A 16,165-nucleotide genomic window follows, 5' to 3' on the forward strand; every position below is an offset into this window, starting at 1 on the left:
AGCCAAGAATACGATCCCGAACTCGTAGAACAGATTAAAACCGTGAGTGAAAGGCAACAACTGTTTTTGGAACGCTTCGTGTCATTGAATGCCAATGAACACCAGGTTTCACTAATGGTTGAAGTGTTCAGAAATGATGTGTTTGCTCAAAGCCAAGAAATAAGAAACGCTCTACTAGATCTCAACGCTCTCAGTGGGTTAACACCTCAAGAGATATCTGTAGGCTTGGAAGCAATGAGCGCGCGACTGAACCTATTACAGAGTTTAGGGAACGTCATCAAACAAGAGTTCCAAGTTGAAGTTGAACAAGCAATCTCAGCGGCTCAAGTACAAAGAACATTATTCATCTCTTTAGTCGCCCTACTCGCAACGATTGTTATGGGCTTAACGCTGAGCTTAGCAAGACAGGTAACCAATAATCTTGGTTTGGTTCTGAAGTTCTTAAAGAGTGAGGATGATGAAACTCGCCCTTCTCTGGAAAAGCTCATTCAAGGTAAAGATGAACTGAGTCTATTCGCTCAACAAGTCGAACGCTTAACTATCGAGAGAGAACACGCCAAAGAAAAACTCACGCAAGCAAAAGAAGACGCAGAGCGAGCGAAAGATCACGCAATACAAGCGAGTAAGGCAAAAAGCAGCTTCTTAGCCAACATGTCACACGAGATTCGTACTCCGTTAAATGGCGTTATCGGTATCTCAGAGATCCTTTCTGATACTCCATTAACCCCGACACAGCGTGATTATGTAGACACCATAGAAACCTCTTCTCAACTCTTGCTCAGCTTAATCAATGACATTTTAGACTTCTCGAAAATCGAATCGGGTATGTTACTTATCAGCCCACATTCTGCGTCTATCCGCGAATCAATTTATGATATTGCGTCGATTGTTGCGCCAAAAGCCAAAGAACAAAAAATATCAATCAACGTTGATATCAGCCCGGATACTCCAGCTCGAGTGATGATCGACGATCACCGTCTAAGACAAGTCCTGATGAACTTCATGTCGAATGCTGTCAAGTTCACAGCTGAAGGTGGCGTTACCCTCTCAATCAACACACTCCAACAAGCTGATGACAAGGTTAAGGTTCGCTTTGCAGTGCGAGATACGGGGATTGGTATCGATAAGCAACAGCAAAAACAGATATTCGAACCTTTTGCGCAAGAAGATGACTCGACGACTCGTCAGTTTGGGGGCACTGGTCTTGGACTTGCCATCAGTACTCAGCTCGTAGAACTAATGGGCGGACAAATACAATTAGACTCAGTGAAAGGCGAAGGTAGCTGTTTCTATTTCGACTTAGAATTAGCGGTTGATCTAAGGCTACCTAAACCAAGCACGGCTTCTTCCGACATCTATATTCTTGGGCATGCCAACGTGCTTTCAGAGCGTATCGATAATGAACTAAAACTGTATGGACTTGATGTCGCTCAAACCACCGATAATACGAGCGTGATTATTGACCGCATAGCTAACCAGGCACACACAAAACCGATTACCGTCATCTTTGCCGAAGATGATAAGCTCCAAGCCAGTGACTACGCTGATAGCTTAGACACACTTCATAAAAATGGCGCTACCATTTGTTTGATTCGATCCTTCCTCAGCGACCCTGCGGATATCGGTCAATGTATCACAGCTCAAGTATCACAACCCCTACTGGGTCTACGCCTAATCAAAGCCGTCGAGCTGTGTGATACGCAGGGTTTGGCTGAACTGTCCAATTCGAAACAATCGGAACTTCAAGTTCAGCAAAAGATTTTGATAGTCGAAGATAACAGGATTAATCAGAAAATCGCAGGGCTGCACGTCGGCAAAAGCGGCTTTGAATTTGAATTCGCCAATAACGGGCAAGAAGCCGTGGATATGTTTACTGCCAACCCTCATTACGCCGCCATTCTCATGGACTGTATGATGCCCGTAATGGATGGCTTTGAGGCAACGGGTCACATTCGTCGTATTGAGAAACAGACAAAGTCGAACCGCCGCATTCCTATCATTGCGTTGACTGCCAGTGTCATCGATGACGACATTCAAAAGTGTTTCGATGTGGGTATGGACGATTACGTGCCTAAGCCGTTCAAATTCGAGATGTTAAAAGAGAAAGTGCTAACGGCAGTAGAAGCAATACCACTGCCGGCAACACACGATACACTGCCAAAGTTCAATTCGACAGTCCCCCCTATCCACAGTGCCGCATCAGTGACGCAGGCACCTAAATTAGCCAGCGCAACCCAAACCATATTGCCTGAAGAACCAAAGGAAGAATTGATACCAAGTAAGTCTGAAAAGATCCTCTTGGTAGAAGACAACCGCGTAAACCAGAAAGTAGCCTCGGTTATGCTTAAAAAAGCAGGTTATGCCTTTGAAATCGCGGACAACGGACAGATTGCCGTTGATATGTACCAGAGCGACAGCAGTTTCGACGTCATTTTGATGGACTGCATGATGCCTGTGATGGATGGCTTCACCGCAACCAAGGAGATTAGAGAACACGAGAAAAACCTAGGCTTAACAAAGACTCCTATCATCGCGTTAACCGCCAGCGTTATCGACGATGATATTCAAAAGTGCTTTGATTCGGGAATGGATGGTTACGTTGCGAAGCCCGTAAGAAAAGAGAAACTATTCCACCAAATTGAAAGCGCGACTTGCTAGGAGAAACCAATGGATTGGAAGAAAACAATAAAAACATTCCAGTGCAGAGCTGCGTTCATCGCCGTACTAGGGCTATTAGGAAGTCTACTTATTGTTAGCCCAGCTCATGCAGCGGAAGACTACGCCATATTCTCTTTAGACACAGAGTTTGAAGCGATTTCTATTAACAAAGCAAGAAAGCTATATCGAGGAAAAACCAAACGTCTTAACGGCAAACGTGTAGAACTGTCAGATTGGCCTGAAAACAGTGCTGAAAGAGAGGAATTTTACCAACTATTACTTGGAAAGAACGCCGCTCAAATGAATGCTCATTGGGCCGGTTTATCTTTTTCAGGAAAAGCTCGTTATCCAAGAGAAATCAAAACGGCGTCAACAGACAGCTTAGTGGACTGGCTCGATGACAAACCAAACCGTATTGGTTACTCCCCACTCTCTTCGGTACCTCAAAATGCCAACGTTCTCTACGTTATAAGTTCGGAGAAATAACATGAAAAGAATAATTACGTCAGTACTATGTGCTTCAATTGCTTCTCCGGCTTTCGCCATTATCGAACTCACCGATAACTTATCCTTGAGTGGCTTTGGCTCCACCTCTTGGGCAACATCTGACAACGATAATCCATTGATTATTAATCGCGGATTTACCGATGAAAGTTGTTACGATTGCGATACGAGTTTCGGTGTCCAACTCGACTATTTCTACAACTCATTTAAAGCGTCGGTACAAGTTGTTAAAGCTCCTCAGTACGACTGGAGTGACCCGCAATTAGAATGGGCTTACCTTGGTTATGAATTCAATGATTTTGATGTCAGTATCGGGCGATTGAGACTGCCTCTCTTCCTTGCATCTGAGTACTACTATGTTGGGCAAGCCTACATGACGGCAAGGCCACCTACAGAAGTGTATAACGCCGTATTAGGTATAACCGCATTTAACGGGATTAAAGTCAGCTGGACTCATGATGTGAGTGATGAGGCAACGCTGTTACTCTCCCCTTTCTTTGGCGTAAAAGACAAAAACGAAGTTGATTTTAATTCGAGTACAGAACTGGAATTTGAAACCAATCGCATGTTTGGTGCCAACCTTCAGTTAAGTGGAGAGAACTATCGTTGGAATTTGTCCTTCCTCGACTCCAACTTTGATCAGACCGTTAAGATTAAAAACGTTGGTGCGTTACCCACTGCAGACAATCAACACATCCAGCTTTGGTCTTTGGGTGCTGAGTATGAATTTGGTCAAGCGGTGCTATCAAGTGAAGGACAAATCAGTGACTTCTCTTCATCGATGTATGCAAGTCTAGGCTACAGATTGAATTCGTTTACGCCTTATGTCGTTTATGGTGCTGAATTTGACTCAAACGAACACCTCACAGGCAACAGCTATTTGATTGGTATCGATTACGACGTATTGCCGAACGTTTCCCTCAATGGTGAGGTACAATACTTTGAAGCTCGTAAGACAAACGGCGCCTTTGTTGAAGACTTCTACCCGCTGGGTACTTTTGATGATAAAGATGCAGTGCTCTATACCATTATGCTGAGTTTCGTCTTCTAACCTCTACTGAGAAAACACAAAACCAGTAAAGCGAAAAACCCAAGACTGAAGTGACCCCGTAAAGTTGGACATTTCTGTTAAGCGGCTTTCAAGGCCTGCGTTCGATATTCTATCGGAGTCAGGCCTTTTAGTTTCACTTTTATACGTTTGGTATTGTAGTACTCGATGTATTCTTTAATTTGCTCTATCAGAGCATCTGCATCTTCAAAGCTTTGGTTGTGATACATCTCTGTTTTGAGTAAAGCAAAAAAGTTTTCAGCAACCGCATTATCCAAGCAGTTACCTTTTCTCGACATGCTTTGCGTTAACCCACTCTCCGCTATCTTTTTCTGATACTGTCGATGGCGATATTGCCAACCTTGATCGCTATGTATAGTTGGGTTTCAGCTTTGATATAGCCTCCGCCAGCATATCCGTGACAAGCGGCAAGCAGGCATTTTTGGCCACTCTATAAGCAACCACCTCCCGAGTAAACAAGTCGACAACGGGAGACAAGTATACTTTCTGCTCTTTTACTTTGAACTCCGTGACATCAGTTACCCATTTTTCATCGGGTTGAGTCGCACTAAAATCTCTTTCAAGCACGTTAGGAGCTGCTGTTCCAGACTCTCCTCGATATGAACGATACTTTTTAATCCTGACCGTCGATTTAAGGTTGAGCTGAGCCATAAGCCTTTGAACCGTTTTGTGATTAAGCATGAACCCCTGATTTTTTAGTTCCAAGTGAATACGGCGGTAGCCGTATCGTCCCTTATGCTCATGATAAATTGACTTTATCAACCGCAGCTCACGTTCGTAGCTATTTGGGCGCTTGCTCGTTTGAGCCTGGTAATAAAAGACACTTTTTGCTAGCTGTAGAGTGTGCAGTAAGTGCTTTAACGGGTACTTGCTTTTAAGAGTTAGAGCTATCATCGCTTTTTCTTTGTTCGACGTTTTTTTCCTGCTCCAACTCTTCCAACTTTTTTAGAACGGCATTCTCGGTTCGCAAGTAGACCAATTCCTCTTTTAGCTCCTCAAGTGTCATTTCATTATCAGGCTTAGTCGTACGTTGAGGGTGCTGTTTCATTGAGGGTCTTCCTTTCTGGCGCATTTTGAGCCCTTTGATACCGAGCTCATTAAATCTTTTGAGCCAGACAGAGAGTATCCCAGGGGATGAGAGGTTTAATACTGCGCTAGTGTGCGTGAGAGACCATTTATTCGTCCACATTAAATTCAATGCTTTTCGCTTTGTCTGAGCAGAAGCAGCATGCTTAGTTGGTAAAAATGAATCAGTACCATGGATGGCAAAGACTTGAGCCCAATACCGTATCTGTCTTGAAGGGATTGAATATTGTTTTGCGAAGTAGCGAGATGACGTGCCATCTAAATATTGCTTAGCAATGATACATTTTAGCTCTCGGCTATATTTGGACATAAAAAGACCTCCAATAATTGGTGTCCAACTATTGGGGGTCAGTTCACTTTTTCACTGCTGGAGTACCGGTAACGTTCAGTGCACTAGTTTTTGCCTGAATAACGGAAAGCCTCTCGAGTTAACTGGCTCAACTCTTCATCATCCATTTTGTTGTGCACCACGGTGATTCTGCCTAGATAAACCAAAGGTACTTCTGTTTGTCGGCCTTCCAAGTGAAACTTGATGGCTTCTGCAGTGGCAACCCCCAGATCATCACTCATTCGCATTGGCGTTGCATCAAGCTCGTCAGATCGGATTTTCTCTATCTCTTTTGCGGTTCCACCCCAACCTGTCACATATATATCAGACAGCTTGTCTGCTTCGCCTAGCGCATCTACAGCGCCCATCGTCATTGCCGTGTTCGCATTATGAACCATAGTCACTTCTGGAAAGTTACCCAAGACCAACCGGATCCCATCAGCACCACCAATTTTTTGATACTGCCCAAAATGCTCATAAACCGTTAACCAATCGCCCTTATCTTCAACACAATCAATAAACCCTTGAGAGCGTTGTGTATCTGTAATACCTGGAATACCTCGGTTAGCGGAAAACTCCACGTCGTTACCTAGCTCTTTGACCACGTGGTCACACAGCACCTCGGCTCCCATTTCACTGGAAAAATCAAACCAACTATCTGGTTGGTGAGTCCACTGTTCGTTTGGCGTGTGAAATGCCCAAATGAAGGTTTTAAAGTCAGAGGAAGCCGACAGTTTTTGGATATTACCGGCTTGTATATCCAACTCTGATGGTCCAAAAATGACAAAGTCATATGGTTTTTCAGAGCTGAGTACTTGCTCGGTGTATTGAGTTTGAAGTGAGTGTTCGATCTGCCTAGATGTAAATTCATCAATCTCAAATTTGAGCTGTAAGGCAATCAATCTTTCCTTCAACGCGATGAAATTACGTATCCAGAAATCAGAAATATCTGCACTTGGATAAATTAAAGCGATCCTTACGGGCTTTTCAGAAAATTTCGATGCTACAGAAATGGGCTCTCCGCTTACAGTCTCTTGAAATTTTTCAAGTTTTTCAAAATCACCGTCAGGCCTTTCCCCATCAGCGCTCACAGGCAGTGAAACCATAAAACAAGTAGTTAGAAGCAGAGGTAAAAGAATTTTATAATTTTGACCCAGCATAAATGTTACCAAGTGTTTGAATATTTATTAACAATATTATAAATATAGAGAGGTAATAATTTAAAGACTTTTATAGAGCTGATGAATAGAATATTTCACTTTGCGAGTTTATTGCTTGCTATCACTTGCAGCTCAACGAGTTTTGCAGAGTATCCAGAGGACGTATTTTTCAAATACGCCGAAAACAAAGTCACACGTGCCGTATCAAATCAAGTCATATGGGGAGGCCCAACGGAAGGTCCTGCCGTACGCCATGAAAAGAACATTATTTTTGTTGCGTCAGATCTGCGCAACGGGGGTGTCTATGGTGTAGGAAAAGGTTTATCGGAAGCGATGTCCAACATTGATTGGCACCTGCGTTTTATCGACGGTCTTGGCTCTGAAGTACGCCAAGGGGCAGCCATTAGAAAAGCGATAGGTTTTCAGCCAGATGCTATCGTGCTTGGTGGAATTGATGCTGTCCGACACCAGAAGATCTTAAAACAAGCTCAAGATTTGGGAATTACTATCATTGGCTGGCACGCCACGGAGCTCGCAGGTGGAAACCCTGATATTGGTCTCTTCACGAATATCACGACCGATCCATTAGATGTCGCTGAAGTTGCTGCGCTGCTTGCGATTGTTGACTCAGATGAACAAGCAAAAATAGTAGTATTCACAGATCCAAACTACGAAATTGCGATGATTAAGGCTAACGCTATGGTCGACACCATCAAGCAGTGTCGTAAATGTGATGTTCTGGAACTTATCTACCTTCCACTCGACCAAATCGACCAAAAAATGCCTGCTACCTTGAAGATGCTAGAAAAAAAACACGGCGACAATATCACTCATATTTTGGCGATAAACGATCTGTACATCGACTATGCCATCCCCTCTTTAGAATCTAACCTAGAAGAAAATAAACTGATCCCAAACAACATTTCAGCGGGAGATGGTAGCAAAGCCGCCTACAAGCGAATCAACAAAGATCAGTTCCAATCAGCGACTGTTCCAGAGCCTTTATACCTGCAAGGTTGGCAAATCGTTGACGAACTCAACAGAGCATTCAATAGCATGCCACCGAGTGGTTATTCTGCACCTGTTCACCTCGTAACTCCAAACAACGTCGCAGAGCTGATTAACAACGAAGCGACTGGCATTTATGACCCTAAAAATGGCTACCGTGAAGCATATCTGAATATTTGGAAGCCGCAATGAAACTGAATCAAATAAACATTACCCAGCGCTTCATCATCTCCAACTTCATTTCGCTACTTATCGTAAGCCTTGCAGTGATCATGGTGATTCGCTCTTTATATTATGTCGAGTCGACACTTAAAAACGAAACCTCAACACATGTATCTGAATTGATTGTGAACTCAGAGATCAGCCGCCGAGTTTTCACGCTTACCTCTCGAGTGAAATTACTTGAACAGACCTTTTTGTTCAGTGAAAACACCTTATCAGAAGAAGCATTTAACGTTGACTACCAACTTCAAAAGCTCAGAGATTTATCGACCAACGAAGGTTTTTCGCAAAAGATCGACGCGTTCATTGATAACTTCCATCGTTTCTTGGGTAGCTCACTTGCACTCAATCGAATACTCAAGCAAACCAATCAAATAGATGCCACCTTAGCAGCACAATTGAACCAACTGGAGTTTGCGATTGCCGACAGCAAACTGAAGCACCTCAACCAACATGACTTTATTCGTTATAACAACGAGCTCGATCTCATGAACATGTTGAGAGAGTCCTTTCTTACTTCAGGAAAAATGGTCGGTGATATTCATAGCCGCATTACGCCAGAAACAGAAAAAGTGCTTTTGATTAAAGTCGAAAAAGAGCTCGACATATTCTTACTGCACTTAGAAAACGTTGATATTGAGACAGCAGCAGTCATTGAACAGAAGAAACTCATTCAGAAAACAGTTAAACGCTATAACGCGGCGCTGAAACGAATTCGTGCCAACCTTGAGCAACGCTGGCTAGTGATGGCTTCGCTTTTAGATGCGCAAAGCGACTTGCTCGAAATGGTTGAGAACACGGAATCACGCGTTCAAAATCAAGCATTGGTGCTTACCGCTCAACTGGAAGAAGAGATCGGAGAATCACGACTTAACGCCATTATGATCAGTTTCTCTGCCGTTATCTTATCTCTACTACTGCTTAACTATGTGGTAAGGAATCACATTCAAAAACCACTGAATGCACTCAAGCACGGTTTTGACCGCTTAGAATCTGGTAGCTTAAGAGAACCTATCGCACTTGGCAGAAGCGATGAGTGGTCTCATTTGGAGAAAGCCTACAATGACATGGCAGGAAGGTTGTCTGAAGCTTATCTAGAACTGACTGAAGAGAAAAAGAACTTCGACTTTCTCGCCCACCACGACCCATTAACAGGGTTAGCGAACCGGCTGTTAGCCACAAAAAAGCTGGATGAAGAGATCAAACGTTCACGTGAACAGGATACCTGTTTCTTGCTCTTTTATTTAGATATCGACGAGTTTAAAACGATTAATGACTCTCTCGGTCATGGACAAGGTGACAACCTACTTATCAATGTATCTAATATCCTAACCACCCTAGTTGGCCATAACGGCTTTGTTGCACGAATGGGCGGTGACGAGTTTATGGTCGTGTTCTCTAACATCAGCTTAAGTGAAGGCGAACAGCTGGCAGAGCGTTTAAACCAGTCACTTCGTAAGCCTTACTATACCGAAGACAACTCAATATTTGTTGCAGCCAGTATCGGCGTATGTGAATACCCCACTCATGGCGCTAACGGTGAAACTTTAGTTCGAAACGCCGACACCGCCATGTATCATGCTAAGCGTAATGGCAGAGACCAGTACCGCGTTTATGCCGATAAGATGACCCACGAAGTGAATGATCTCATCGAAACTAACATGGGTCTGCATCAAGCGGTTGCGAACGATGAATTAGAAGTATTTTTCCAACCAAAAGTCGATTTAGATTCGCAAGAGATCATTGGGGCTGAAGCACTTGTTCGTTGGCAACACCCGAAGCTCGGTCTACTTCCACCAGTGGCTTTTTTGGAAGTGGCCGAAAAGAGTGACCTGATTATCGACATCGATAAATGGGTATTTAAGAAAGTGGCGAACCTGATTACTGAATGGCAGCGCTCTGGAATCAATTTAGAAAGGGTGACTTTCTCTATCAACTTCTCTGCACGAATGTTTTACATGACCGACCTTGCGGAACAACTTCAAGTCATACTCGATGAAACCGACTGTAAACCGCATCAGTTGCTACTTGAGATAACAGAAAGAGATATGATGCGAGACTTCGAAACCTGTTCGAGAACCATAGAAGTGCTTCATTCCAAAGGTTATAAGATCGCAATAGATGATTTTGGTACCGGATATTCATCTCTTTCGGTACTAAAAAACCTCTCCGCTGACTGCGTTAAGTTAGACCGTAGTTTTATCGAAGACATCAACTCATCCAAGGTCGATTACGAGATCACATGTGCAGTGTTAAAACTTGCGCAGATACTTGATTTTTCAGTCATAGCAGAAGGACTTGAAACACAAAGCCATGTAAAAACATTACGTCAGATAGGTTGTAAATATGCGCAAGGCTATTTCTTTGCTCGACCATTGCCTATTGATGATTGGATCTCTTACTTTATGGGAAGTTATAGTTTAACAAGCAAACACCTCACCAGTACAAAAAGTTAACTTTGAGAAGTTTTTACTCCCATTTCAGGCCCCAGCATAAGTGAGCACCAGGGGCCACACCATCCTTATGTGAGCAAAAAATGCAAAGGTGATATACTCAGCAATTAGGTTTAAGTTAAGTTTCGGTGAATTTTACCAAATGGAGAGAAGGCAACTTGAAAAACTTCGTTTTGCGTGAGATTGTAAAATATCTCACACCAATAACTGTATGATTATGAAAACATTACAATCCATTGCGCTGCTTTCCACAATTATCGCAGCACCACAAGTGTTAGCTGATGTAAAAATTGAAGTTCCTTCTAGCGCAGATGCTCTAGTTGAAGTCTTAGCGGTTAATGAGGCTAAACCTGATCTTGAGGGTGGTTTTTTCTCTTCAAGCAAAACGATCACCGTGCCAGACGGTGTAAACCAAATCGTTTTCCAATATCAGCTTGCTTTTAGTCAAGGTAACGACCGTGAGTTTGTTGATAGTGACGCAATTATTGCTACTTTTGACGCGACAGACACAACAGTAACGTTCGACATGCCGAAGTTCCGCAACGCTAACGAAGCGAGAAAAGGCTTTCAGAACCTAGATTGGAAACTGGTTGATGAGAACCAACATACAATCAGTGTTAAGCAAGACAAATTAACCAAAGATGGCATGCAGATTGGCCGTAAATACCCTCAAGAAGCGAAAGAATACAACCGTACAGGTGGTATTGCCGCATTAACGACAGGTGCTACAGCCGCTGCAGTTGTTCAGCCAGTAACACTACCAGCAAAAATTTATGGCAACGCGTCTAACACGGCCGAAGAAATGCTGTACTTCTGGTATGAAAAAGCCGACGCTGAAACCAAGCAAAAATTCAAAGAGTTCGTGAACAAGTAAACCCTATTTGTTGATCTTCTAAATAAAAAAGCTGGCATTCAATCGCCAGCTTTTTTGTATCAACTTCAGGGAAACTACGTTTCCATATTCGCCCTATTGGTGCGCGTTTGCACTACGCGTTCTCAGTAGAAAACACTTCTCCGTCGATTTTGATTGGCCATCCCATCAACTCGTATTCAGCGGCAAGCAAATGAGCGCAACGGCTTGATATTCTTGTTTTTACCCACTCACCTATGCCACACACTTTGTATTCCAAAACAGCCATTTTTATAACAACACCATTTACTCAAAATTAAATTTATAAATATCAGGCAGAAGTTATCTACTCCAAGGTCTGATGTATGTTCCCAAAAGAACACTAACCTGTAGTTTACCTATAAAGTTGTAGGTATTTTATTTTCAATCATTTAGCGTAAACCATACGCTACTGGGATTTTATCTTGGCAACTGGCGCAAGGTTACACCGCTAAGCAATGTGCCGACATTCTGTTTTTAATCCCAAGAACTATCGAGTCACACAAATATCGAATGTTAGATATCCGCGAACTCGATAACCATATGGAGCTAATCCAGTTTGCGCTTCGTAATGGCTTCGGTATTGATAATCCATAAATGCTTGTTACCAAAAAACAGTGCTCGTGCTAGTTAGTCAACACACCTCAACTCATAACAAAATCATAAAGCCCTCAAACTTCTGCAGTTTGAGGGCTTTATGGCTTTACAGCGGTAATTTAATTCTTATTCAGATTATAAATTCAATCACCTAAAGCGAATTCAAGATGCTAGATATTCAGGCTTTATTCTCGACATCAGCAACATATCAATGTACTTGCCATTTTTGAAGGTACTCAATCGCTTAGTCCCCTCTAACTGAAAGCCAGCGCGTTCGTACAAAGCAATCGCAGCGTGGTTATCGGCATGAACCTCTAACTCCAGGCGAACTAGGTTTAGCCAATTATCCGCTTGATTGATGGCTTCTTGCATCAAGGCTTTACCAACCCCTTTTCCGTGAACATCCGGATGAATGGCAATAGCAAGCCCTGCGCAGTGTCGGTCCCTTACTTTAGTCGTCATAAACAAGGTAATGTGGCCTACGACTTTCTCGGATGATTCAGCGACCAACGTAAAATGGTCTGAATGACCAAATAGCCGATCCACTTGATCAGAACTGAGGTATGGTTTTTGTGACGTGTTTTCTGAAACTGAAGGGCGGCGATAAATATCGAATAAATCTTCGCTATCCGTTGCTTCTAAATGTCTAATTTGTATATCCAAATCGCTTCCTTAATAAGTTTCAATGTATTGTCTGGATTTCATATTACGAATAGCAGCGAGCACCTACAACCATAAAAAGTGTAAGTACCCGAAATAATGAAGTTAACTTAGAACTGCACAGCTATGGTGGCGATCTGCGTTAAAATTTATAGTCGATGCCGACGCTTGCCAATACCTGTTCAGAGTTATAGAAATCGATATTGGAATCAATGGCTCTTAGACCAAGTAACGTAATAAACGACCAATCTTTGTAACCCAGCAATCCACCAAATTCATACGCTAAAAAGGCACCATACTCGTTCTCTTCACGAGTTTTTCCATAGATTGGGTTAGCTTCATCATACTGACGGTCATTCGCATCTAACGTAACAACAAAACCATGACGGCCAATTCGCTTAGCGTAGTTCAACTCGATACCGTAGCTATCAAAGCTCAGAGCCCCCCCTTCCGCATCAGAATTGAAATACACCATAGAAGGTACTAACAAACCGGCCTGATTAGGCAGAATGAAGCGATAGCCTGCCTTAGCATATAAATAAGCTCTTTCTCTATCGAGGAGTGCGGCTTCTTGTGTAGACAGACTTTGGGTACCTGACAGTTCATCATCAACATCAGACTCACCAATAGCAAAATCTGTTTGGAAAGCAGTGCCGCCGATGTTAGTCAGTTGTAGGCGGCCCACGTTACCCTTTACATCAGTTTCGTTTCGATTCACACCAACAGCGTAAGGATCAGACCAAGCCTTGCCGGAGATAAGTGTCGGTAACACGGAAACATCTAATATGGTTCCGCCAGAGAGTTGGTGTCGATAACCGATTTCAAAAGCAATAGTACCGGTCGCAATATCTTCTCGGGTGGTACCGGCATAAACTTGGTGAGTAAGGGATTCACCAAAGGTATATTTAACAGTTCCAAGAAAACCAAGTAAGCCTTGATTCTCACTATCGCCTTCCATGGTATTGGTTGCTTGGTTTGAGTCTTGTTCAGTACTCAAATTACTGCTGTCAGAATAGAACCCAGCCAAGACACTAAAGTTACCACTAAAGCCCTCACTAGGAGCTAGTCCACTGTACGCTGGCATAGAAACAGCCGCGGAAAGTACTACAGGTAAAACAGACCTCATATTCACATCCACTAGTTGAATAATCACCCATTAAATATATGTACAAATTTAGAATTACAACAAGTATTTAACCTTTCTACATCCCCACTTTGTTGAGTTTTCGGGATAGGGCAATGTCTCAAGCGTGACGTAGATATGATCTATCGTGCTCGGCCTTTCGTAACAAGCCTCGGAAACAAAGGAAAAACTGAAAGGAACCCAATATGCTTAAAAACTTATATAAAAGCCTGTCGCTGTTCGCCGCATCACTTCTTTTATCAACGGCTGTCAATGCTGACCATCATGGTATGAAAAAAGACATCGTTGATATAGCGGTTGATAATGGCTCTTTCACAACGTTAGTAGCGGCAGTAAAAGCAGCAGGATTAGTGGATACACTGAAAGGAGAAGGCCCGTTCACTGTTTTTGCACCAACAGATGAAGCGTTTGCCGCTCTACCGGAAGGTACGGTAGATATGTTATTGAAGCCGGAAAATAAAGACAAACTGGTCGCAGTACTCACCTATCATGTAGTGCCAGGAAAAGTAATGGCTGAAGATGTGGTAAAACTAGACAGCGCAGTCACCATACAGGGTGAGCCAGTCACAATTAGTACTGACCATGGTGTTGTAATGATCAACAAAGCTCACGTCGTAACAGCAGACGTTAAAGCGAGCAACGGTGTGATACATGTCATTGACGCTGTACTGTTAACTAAGTAACAGACACCAATGGCCGTTAAAAGAGATTTAGGAGGTGTGACAATGTCACACGTCTTTTCTATTCGAACATTAGATTTTGGCTTATCACTTTAGATATTAAGTGGATATTGGGTTATACAAACAGTCGGCCAAATATCAGAAACGCGGCCATCGACACCACTTTGGTAAACACCACCACCCAAATACAGTCACCAATACTCGAATGAGTTGCCTTCCCAAGTAGAAATACGAACAGTATAAGCCCTAGAACCCACCCCACCGTCGGAATCATAGAGACTAGAGATACGATAATCGCTATCGTTAGAAGAGACTTAAAATCCGCCACCACAAACGACAGTTTAGATGCAATGTACATACAACATGCCGTGACTAGCGCATCCATAACAAATGCTAAAGCTTCGATTCCCACGTACTACCCTCACTCTTTTCAATCGAACCGAATAGTACATTGAAATTAAAGAGGAAATCTTAGCGCAATTGCAAAAACACCATCAAGATCTGTCCCACAATTGAGACTTAGAAGAGATTTTCGATAATCATTTTCGAGATTTATTCTTTGGCATTCTCATATTTATTGCCGAATAAACAAAGGAATGAATTAATGACAAAAGAAAAAAATGAAATAACCACGACGAAGAGCGGAAACAACCCAGAGACCCCAGATTGCAAGGCTAACACTCCGATTGCAAAAGAAAACATCGACACTAATGTGTATATTTTTAATCTACTCACATGACTCATGAACAACACTCCTTGTATTCATTCAATCTTTAAAATTAGACAAATTGGCTAGCACACAATTTGAACTCATCGACAATATCAGTAGATCAGCAAAATTTACCCTTAAAAAGGTTTAATAATCCTTTTAGGCCGGTTCCTCTTCACAATCTTCGCTCTTAACATAAACCTACTTATCGATAACCTTTTCCATCACGAAATTCGTAAGCGTTACTCCACGCATATCGACTTGCTGATCATTCACTACTTTAAAACCCATACGCTCATAAAATGGCCTCGCGGTGATACTTACCTCTGAGAAGTATCTTGATACCCCACGAAGTTGCCCTATCGTGAACACATGCTCCATCAACGCTCGGCCCACACCTCGCCCCTGATATTGATGATGGCAAAAAAAATGGTCGACTAAACCACTCGGCTGTAAGTCAGTATAGCCAACAATATGACCATCTAACTCAGCGACAAAAGGTTTTAACCCGACCATACGCTTTTGCCACAACGCAAAGTCAAAACCACTTGGTGCCCAAGCCTCGACTTGCTCTTGAGAATAATCTCGTATGTTCACGTTGCGAACCGTGTAAAAAAAGATCTCCCATAGCGCTTTGGCGTCACTTTCTTGATAATTTCGAATTCTAACCACACTCTCTTCCTTTGGTTGCTTTCAGATTCTAACTATTGGATTTGTTACTCTACAAACAGGCATCAGTTGATAAATAGTTGCAATGGGACACTCACTAGCCACATTAAAGAATACGTGTCACTGATGGGTATTTTTCTGAAGCAAACTCATGATAAATATCCGCTAAATAACGCGCAAACTCTTCCTCTGCTAAATCAGAAGGGATAATCACATCATAAACTCGAGATCGTATTGAAGTTTCCGATTCTCGATAAAGTAGCCACTCTTCGTTTTGCCTCTGTACCGACATTCTCTGGTGAAAAACCTGAAATTTTCGCCACATACGC

At 42.7% G+C, this 16,165-nt stretch carries 17 protein-coding genes and 2 pseudogenes; 8 read left to right on the top strand and 11 right to left on the bottom strand.

The genetic code is table 11. From position 1 onward, the window contains the following. The first annotated feature begins 651 nt into the window (after positions 1–651). From OCV52_RS25670 to OCV52_RS17280, 3 genes are read left to right on the top strand one after another with little or no spacing between them, the layout of a single operon-like run. Complete coding sequence (locus OCV52_RS25670; RefSeq protein WP_390903412.1) at positions 652–2,658, top strand: response regulator; 2,007 nt, start codon at positions 652–654, stop codon at positions 2,656–2,658. 9 nt (positions 2,659–2,667) lie between these two features. After that, positions 2,668–3,144 carry a hypothetical protein gene (locus OCV52_RS17275; protein ID WP_137408221.1) on the top strand — a complete coding sequence of 159 codons (477 nt, stop codon included), beginning with the start codon at positions 2,668–2,670 and terminating at the stop codon, positions 3,142–3,144. 1 nt (position 3,145) lies between these two features. Further along, positions 3,146–4,213 carry a sulfate ABC transporter permease gene (locus OCV52_RS17280; RefSeq protein ID WP_137408222.1) on the top strand — a complete coding sequence of 356 codons (1,068 nt, stop codon included), beginning with the start codon at positions 3,146–3,148 and terminating at the stop codon, positions 4,211–4,213. A 77-nt stretch (positions 4,214–4,290) separates the two neighbouring features. On the opposite strand, the gene OCV52_RS17285 is transcribed toward OCV52_RS17280, so the two are convergent. From OCV52_RS17285 to OCV52_RS17300, 4 genes are all read right to left on the bottom strand, one after another. Continuing rightward, the gene (locus OCV52_RS17285; RefSeq protein WP_086738441.1) at positions 4,291–4,509 is read right to left on the bottom strand and encodes an IS3 family transposase; all 219 of its coding nucleotides are present in this window, start codon (positions 4,507–4,509) and stop codon (positions 4,291–4,293) included. Between the two features lie 70 nt (positions 4,510–4,579). Then, positions 4,580–5,125 carry an IS3 family transposase gene (locus OCV52_RS17290; protein ID WP_261900891.1) on the bottom strand — a complete coding sequence of 182 codons (546 nt, stop codon included), beginning with the start codon at positions 5,123–5,125 and terminating at the stop codon, positions 4,580–4,582. Then, entirely contained in the window at positions 5,106–5,627 is a 522-nt protein-coding gene (locus OCV52_RS17295; protein ID WP_261900892.1) for a transposase, read from the bottom strand. Before OCV52_RS17295 ends, OCV52_RS17290 begins: the two co-directional genes overlap by 20 nt. A gap of 83 nt (positions 5,628–5,710) precedes the next feature. Further along, the gene (locus tag OCV52_RS17300) at positions 5,711–6,805 is read right to left on the bottom strand and encodes a substrate-binding domain-containing protein (RefSeq protein ID WP_137407677.1); all 1,095 of its coding nucleotides are present in this window, start codon (positions 6,803–6,805) and stop codon (positions 5,711–5,713) included. Positions 6,806–6,886: 81 nt separating this feature from the next. Between OCV52_RS17300 and OCV52_RS17305 the strand changes: the two genes are divergently transcribed. The 3 genes from OCV52_RS17305 (at position 6,887) to OCV52_RS17315 (ending at position 11,362) form a co-directional block, all read left to right on the top strand. Beyond that, on the top strand, positions 6,887–8,005 hold the full coding sequence (locus OCV52_RS17305; protein ID WP_137407676.1) for a substrate-binding domain-containing protein: 1,119 nt from the start codon (positions 6,887–6,889) through the stop codon (positions 8,003–8,005). Then, the gene (locus tag OCV52_RS17310) at positions 8,002–10,491 is read left to right on the top strand and encodes an EAL domain-containing protein (RefSeq protein ID WP_105023378.1); all 2,490 of its coding nucleotides are present in this window, start codon (positions 8,002–8,004) and stop codon (positions 10,489–10,491) included. Before OCV52_RS17305 ends, OCV52_RS17310 begins: the two co-directional genes overlap by 4 nt. Positions 10,492–10,705: 214 nt before the next feature. Continuing rightward, a complete protein-coding gene (locus tag OCV52_RS17315) occupies positions 10,706–11,362 on the top strand; it encodes a DUF2057 family protein (protein ID WP_137407675.1) in 657 nt (218 codons plus the stop codon). 112 nt (positions 11,363–11,474) lie between these two features. Here OCV52_RS17315 and OCV52_RS17320 read toward each other — a convergent pair whose 3' ends face one another. Beyond that, complete coding sequence (locus OCV52_RS17320; protein WP_198779063.1) at positions 11,475–11,627, bottom strand: hypothetical protein; 153 nt, start codon at positions 11,625–11,627, stop codon at positions 11,475–11,477. A 179-nt stretch (positions 11,628–11,806) separates the two neighbouring features. Between OCV52_RS17320 and OCV52_RS17325 the strand changes: the two are divergent. Then, positions 11,807–11,974 (top strand): annotated as a pseudogene (locus OCV52_RS17325) (LuxR C-terminal-related transcriptional regulator); the annotation flags it as partial. Positions 11,975–12,136: 162 nt separating this feature from the next. On the opposite strand, the gene OCV52_RS17330 reads toward OCV52_RS17325, so the two are convergent. Together OCV52_RS17330 and OCV52_RS17335 are read right to left on the bottom strand one after the other, a co-directional pair. Next, positions 12,137–12,637, bottom strand: coding sequence for a GNAT family N-acetyltransferase (locus OCV52_RS17330; protein WP_137407674.1), 501 nt, complete (start codon positions 12,635–12,637; stop codon positions 12,137–12,139). A gap of 139 nt (positions 12,638–12,776) precedes the next feature. Then, entirely contained in the window at positions 12,777–13,760 is a 984-nt protein-coding gene (locus OCV52_RS17335) for a DUF2860 family protein (RefSeq protein ID WP_137407673.1), read from the bottom strand. Positions 13,761–13,963: 203 nt separating this feature from the next. On the opposite strand from OCV52_RS17335, the gene OCV52_RS17340 reads away from it, so the two are divergent. Further along, positions 13,964–14,461: a fasciclin domain-containing protein gene (locus OCV52_RS17340; RefSeq protein ID WP_137407672.1), complete on the top strand. Its 498-nt coding sequence runs from the start codon at positions 13,964–13,966 to the stop codon at positions 14,459–14,461. Between the two features lie 112 nt (positions 14,462–14,573). Here OCV52_RS17340 and OCV52_RS17345 read toward each other — a convergent pair whose 3' ends face one another. The 4 genes and pseudogenes from OCV52_RS17345 to OCV52_RS17355 all read right to left on the bottom strand — a co-directional run bounded on the left by OCV52_RS17345 (position 14,574) and on the right by OCV52_RS17355 (position 16,161). Further along, a complete protein-coding gene (locus OCV52_RS17345) occupies positions 14,574–14,870 on the bottom strand; it encodes a hypothetical protein (protein ID WP_137407671.1) in 297 nt (98 codons plus the stop codon). A gap of 152 nt (positions 14,871–15,022) precedes the next feature. Further along, positions 15,023–15,202 (bottom strand): annotated as a pseudogene (locus OCV52_RS25675) (hypothetical protein); the annotation flags it as partial. A 166-nt stretch (positions 15,203–15,368) separates the two neighbouring features. After that, positions 15,369–15,839 (bottom strand): GNAT family N-acetyltransferase, encoded by a 471-nt coding sequence (locus OCV52_RS17350; RefSeq protein WP_137407669.1) that lies wholly within the window; start codon positions 15,837–15,839, stop codon positions 15,369–15,371. Positions 15,840–15,942: 103 nt separating this feature from the next. Continuing rightward, the gene (locus OCV52_RS17355) at positions 15,943–16,161 is read right to left on the bottom strand and encodes a DUF7661 family protein (protein WP_137407668.1); all 219 of its coding nucleotides are present in this window, start codon (positions 16,159–16,161) and stop codon (positions 15,943–15,945) included. Positions 16,162–16,165 lie beyond the last annotated feature (4 nt).

It is taken from the genome of Vibrio chagasii, from assembly GCF_024347355.1.
Classification (GTDB): Bacteria; Pseudomonadota; Gammaproteobacteria; order Enterobacterales; family Vibrionaceae; genus Vibrio; species Vibrio chagasii.

Coding starts and splice junctions, on each gene's coding strand:
- OCV52_RS17315 (WP_137407675.1), top strand. CDS start 10,706: ATGAAAACATTACAATCCATTGCGCTGCTTTCCACAATTATCGCAGCA.
- OCV52_RS17285 (WP_086738441.1), bottom strand. CDS start 4,509: ATGTCGAGAAAAGGTAACTGCTTGGATAATGCGGTTGCTGAAAACTTT.
- OCV52_RS17295 (WP_261900892.1), bottom strand. CDS start 5,627: ATGTCCAAATATAGCCGAGAGCTAAAATGTATCATTGCTAAGCAATAT.
- OCV52_RS17290 (WP_261900891.1), bottom strand. CDS start 5,125: ATGATAGCTCTAACTCTTAAAAGCAAGTACCCGTTAAAGCACTTACTG.
- OCV52_RS17320 (WP_198779063.1), bottom strand. CDS start 11,627: ATGGCTGTTTTGGAATACAAAGTGTGTGGCATAGGTGAGTGGGTAAAA.
- OCV52_RS17305 (WP_137407676.1), top strand. CDS start 6,887: ATGAATAGAATATTTCACTTTGCGAGTTTATTGCTTGCTATCACTTGC.
- OCV52_RS17310 (WP_105023378.1), top strand. CDS start 8,002: ATGAAACTGAATCAAATAAACATTACCCAGCGCTTCATCATCTCCAAC.
- OCV52_RS17335 (WP_137407673.1), bottom strand. CDS start 13,760: ATGAGGTCTGTTTTACCTGTAGTACTTTCCGCGGCTGTTTCTATGCCA.
- OCV52_RS17340 (WP_137407672.1), top strand. CDS start 13,964: ATGCTTAAAAACTTATATAAAAGCCTGTCGCTGTTCGCCGCATCACTT.
- OCV52_RS17275 (WP_137408221.1), top strand. CDS start 2,668: ATGGATTGGAAGAAAACAATAAAAACATTCCAGTGCAGAGCTGCGTTC.
- OCV52_RS25670 (WP_390903412.1), top strand. CDS start 652: ATGTCACACGAGATTCGTACTCCGTTAAATGGCGTTATCGGTATCTCA.
- OCV52_RS17300 (WP_137407677.1), bottom strand. CDS start 6,805: ATGCTGGGTCAAAATTATAAAATTCTTTTACCTCTGCTTCTAACTACT.
- OCV52_RS17280 (WP_137408222.1), top strand. CDS start 3,146: ATGAAAAGAATAATTACGTCAGTACTATGTGCTTCAATTGCTTCTCCG.
- OCV52_RS17355 (WP_137407668.1), bottom strand. CDS start 16,161: ATGTGGCGAAAATTTCAGGTTTTTCACCAGAGAATGTCGGTACAGAGG.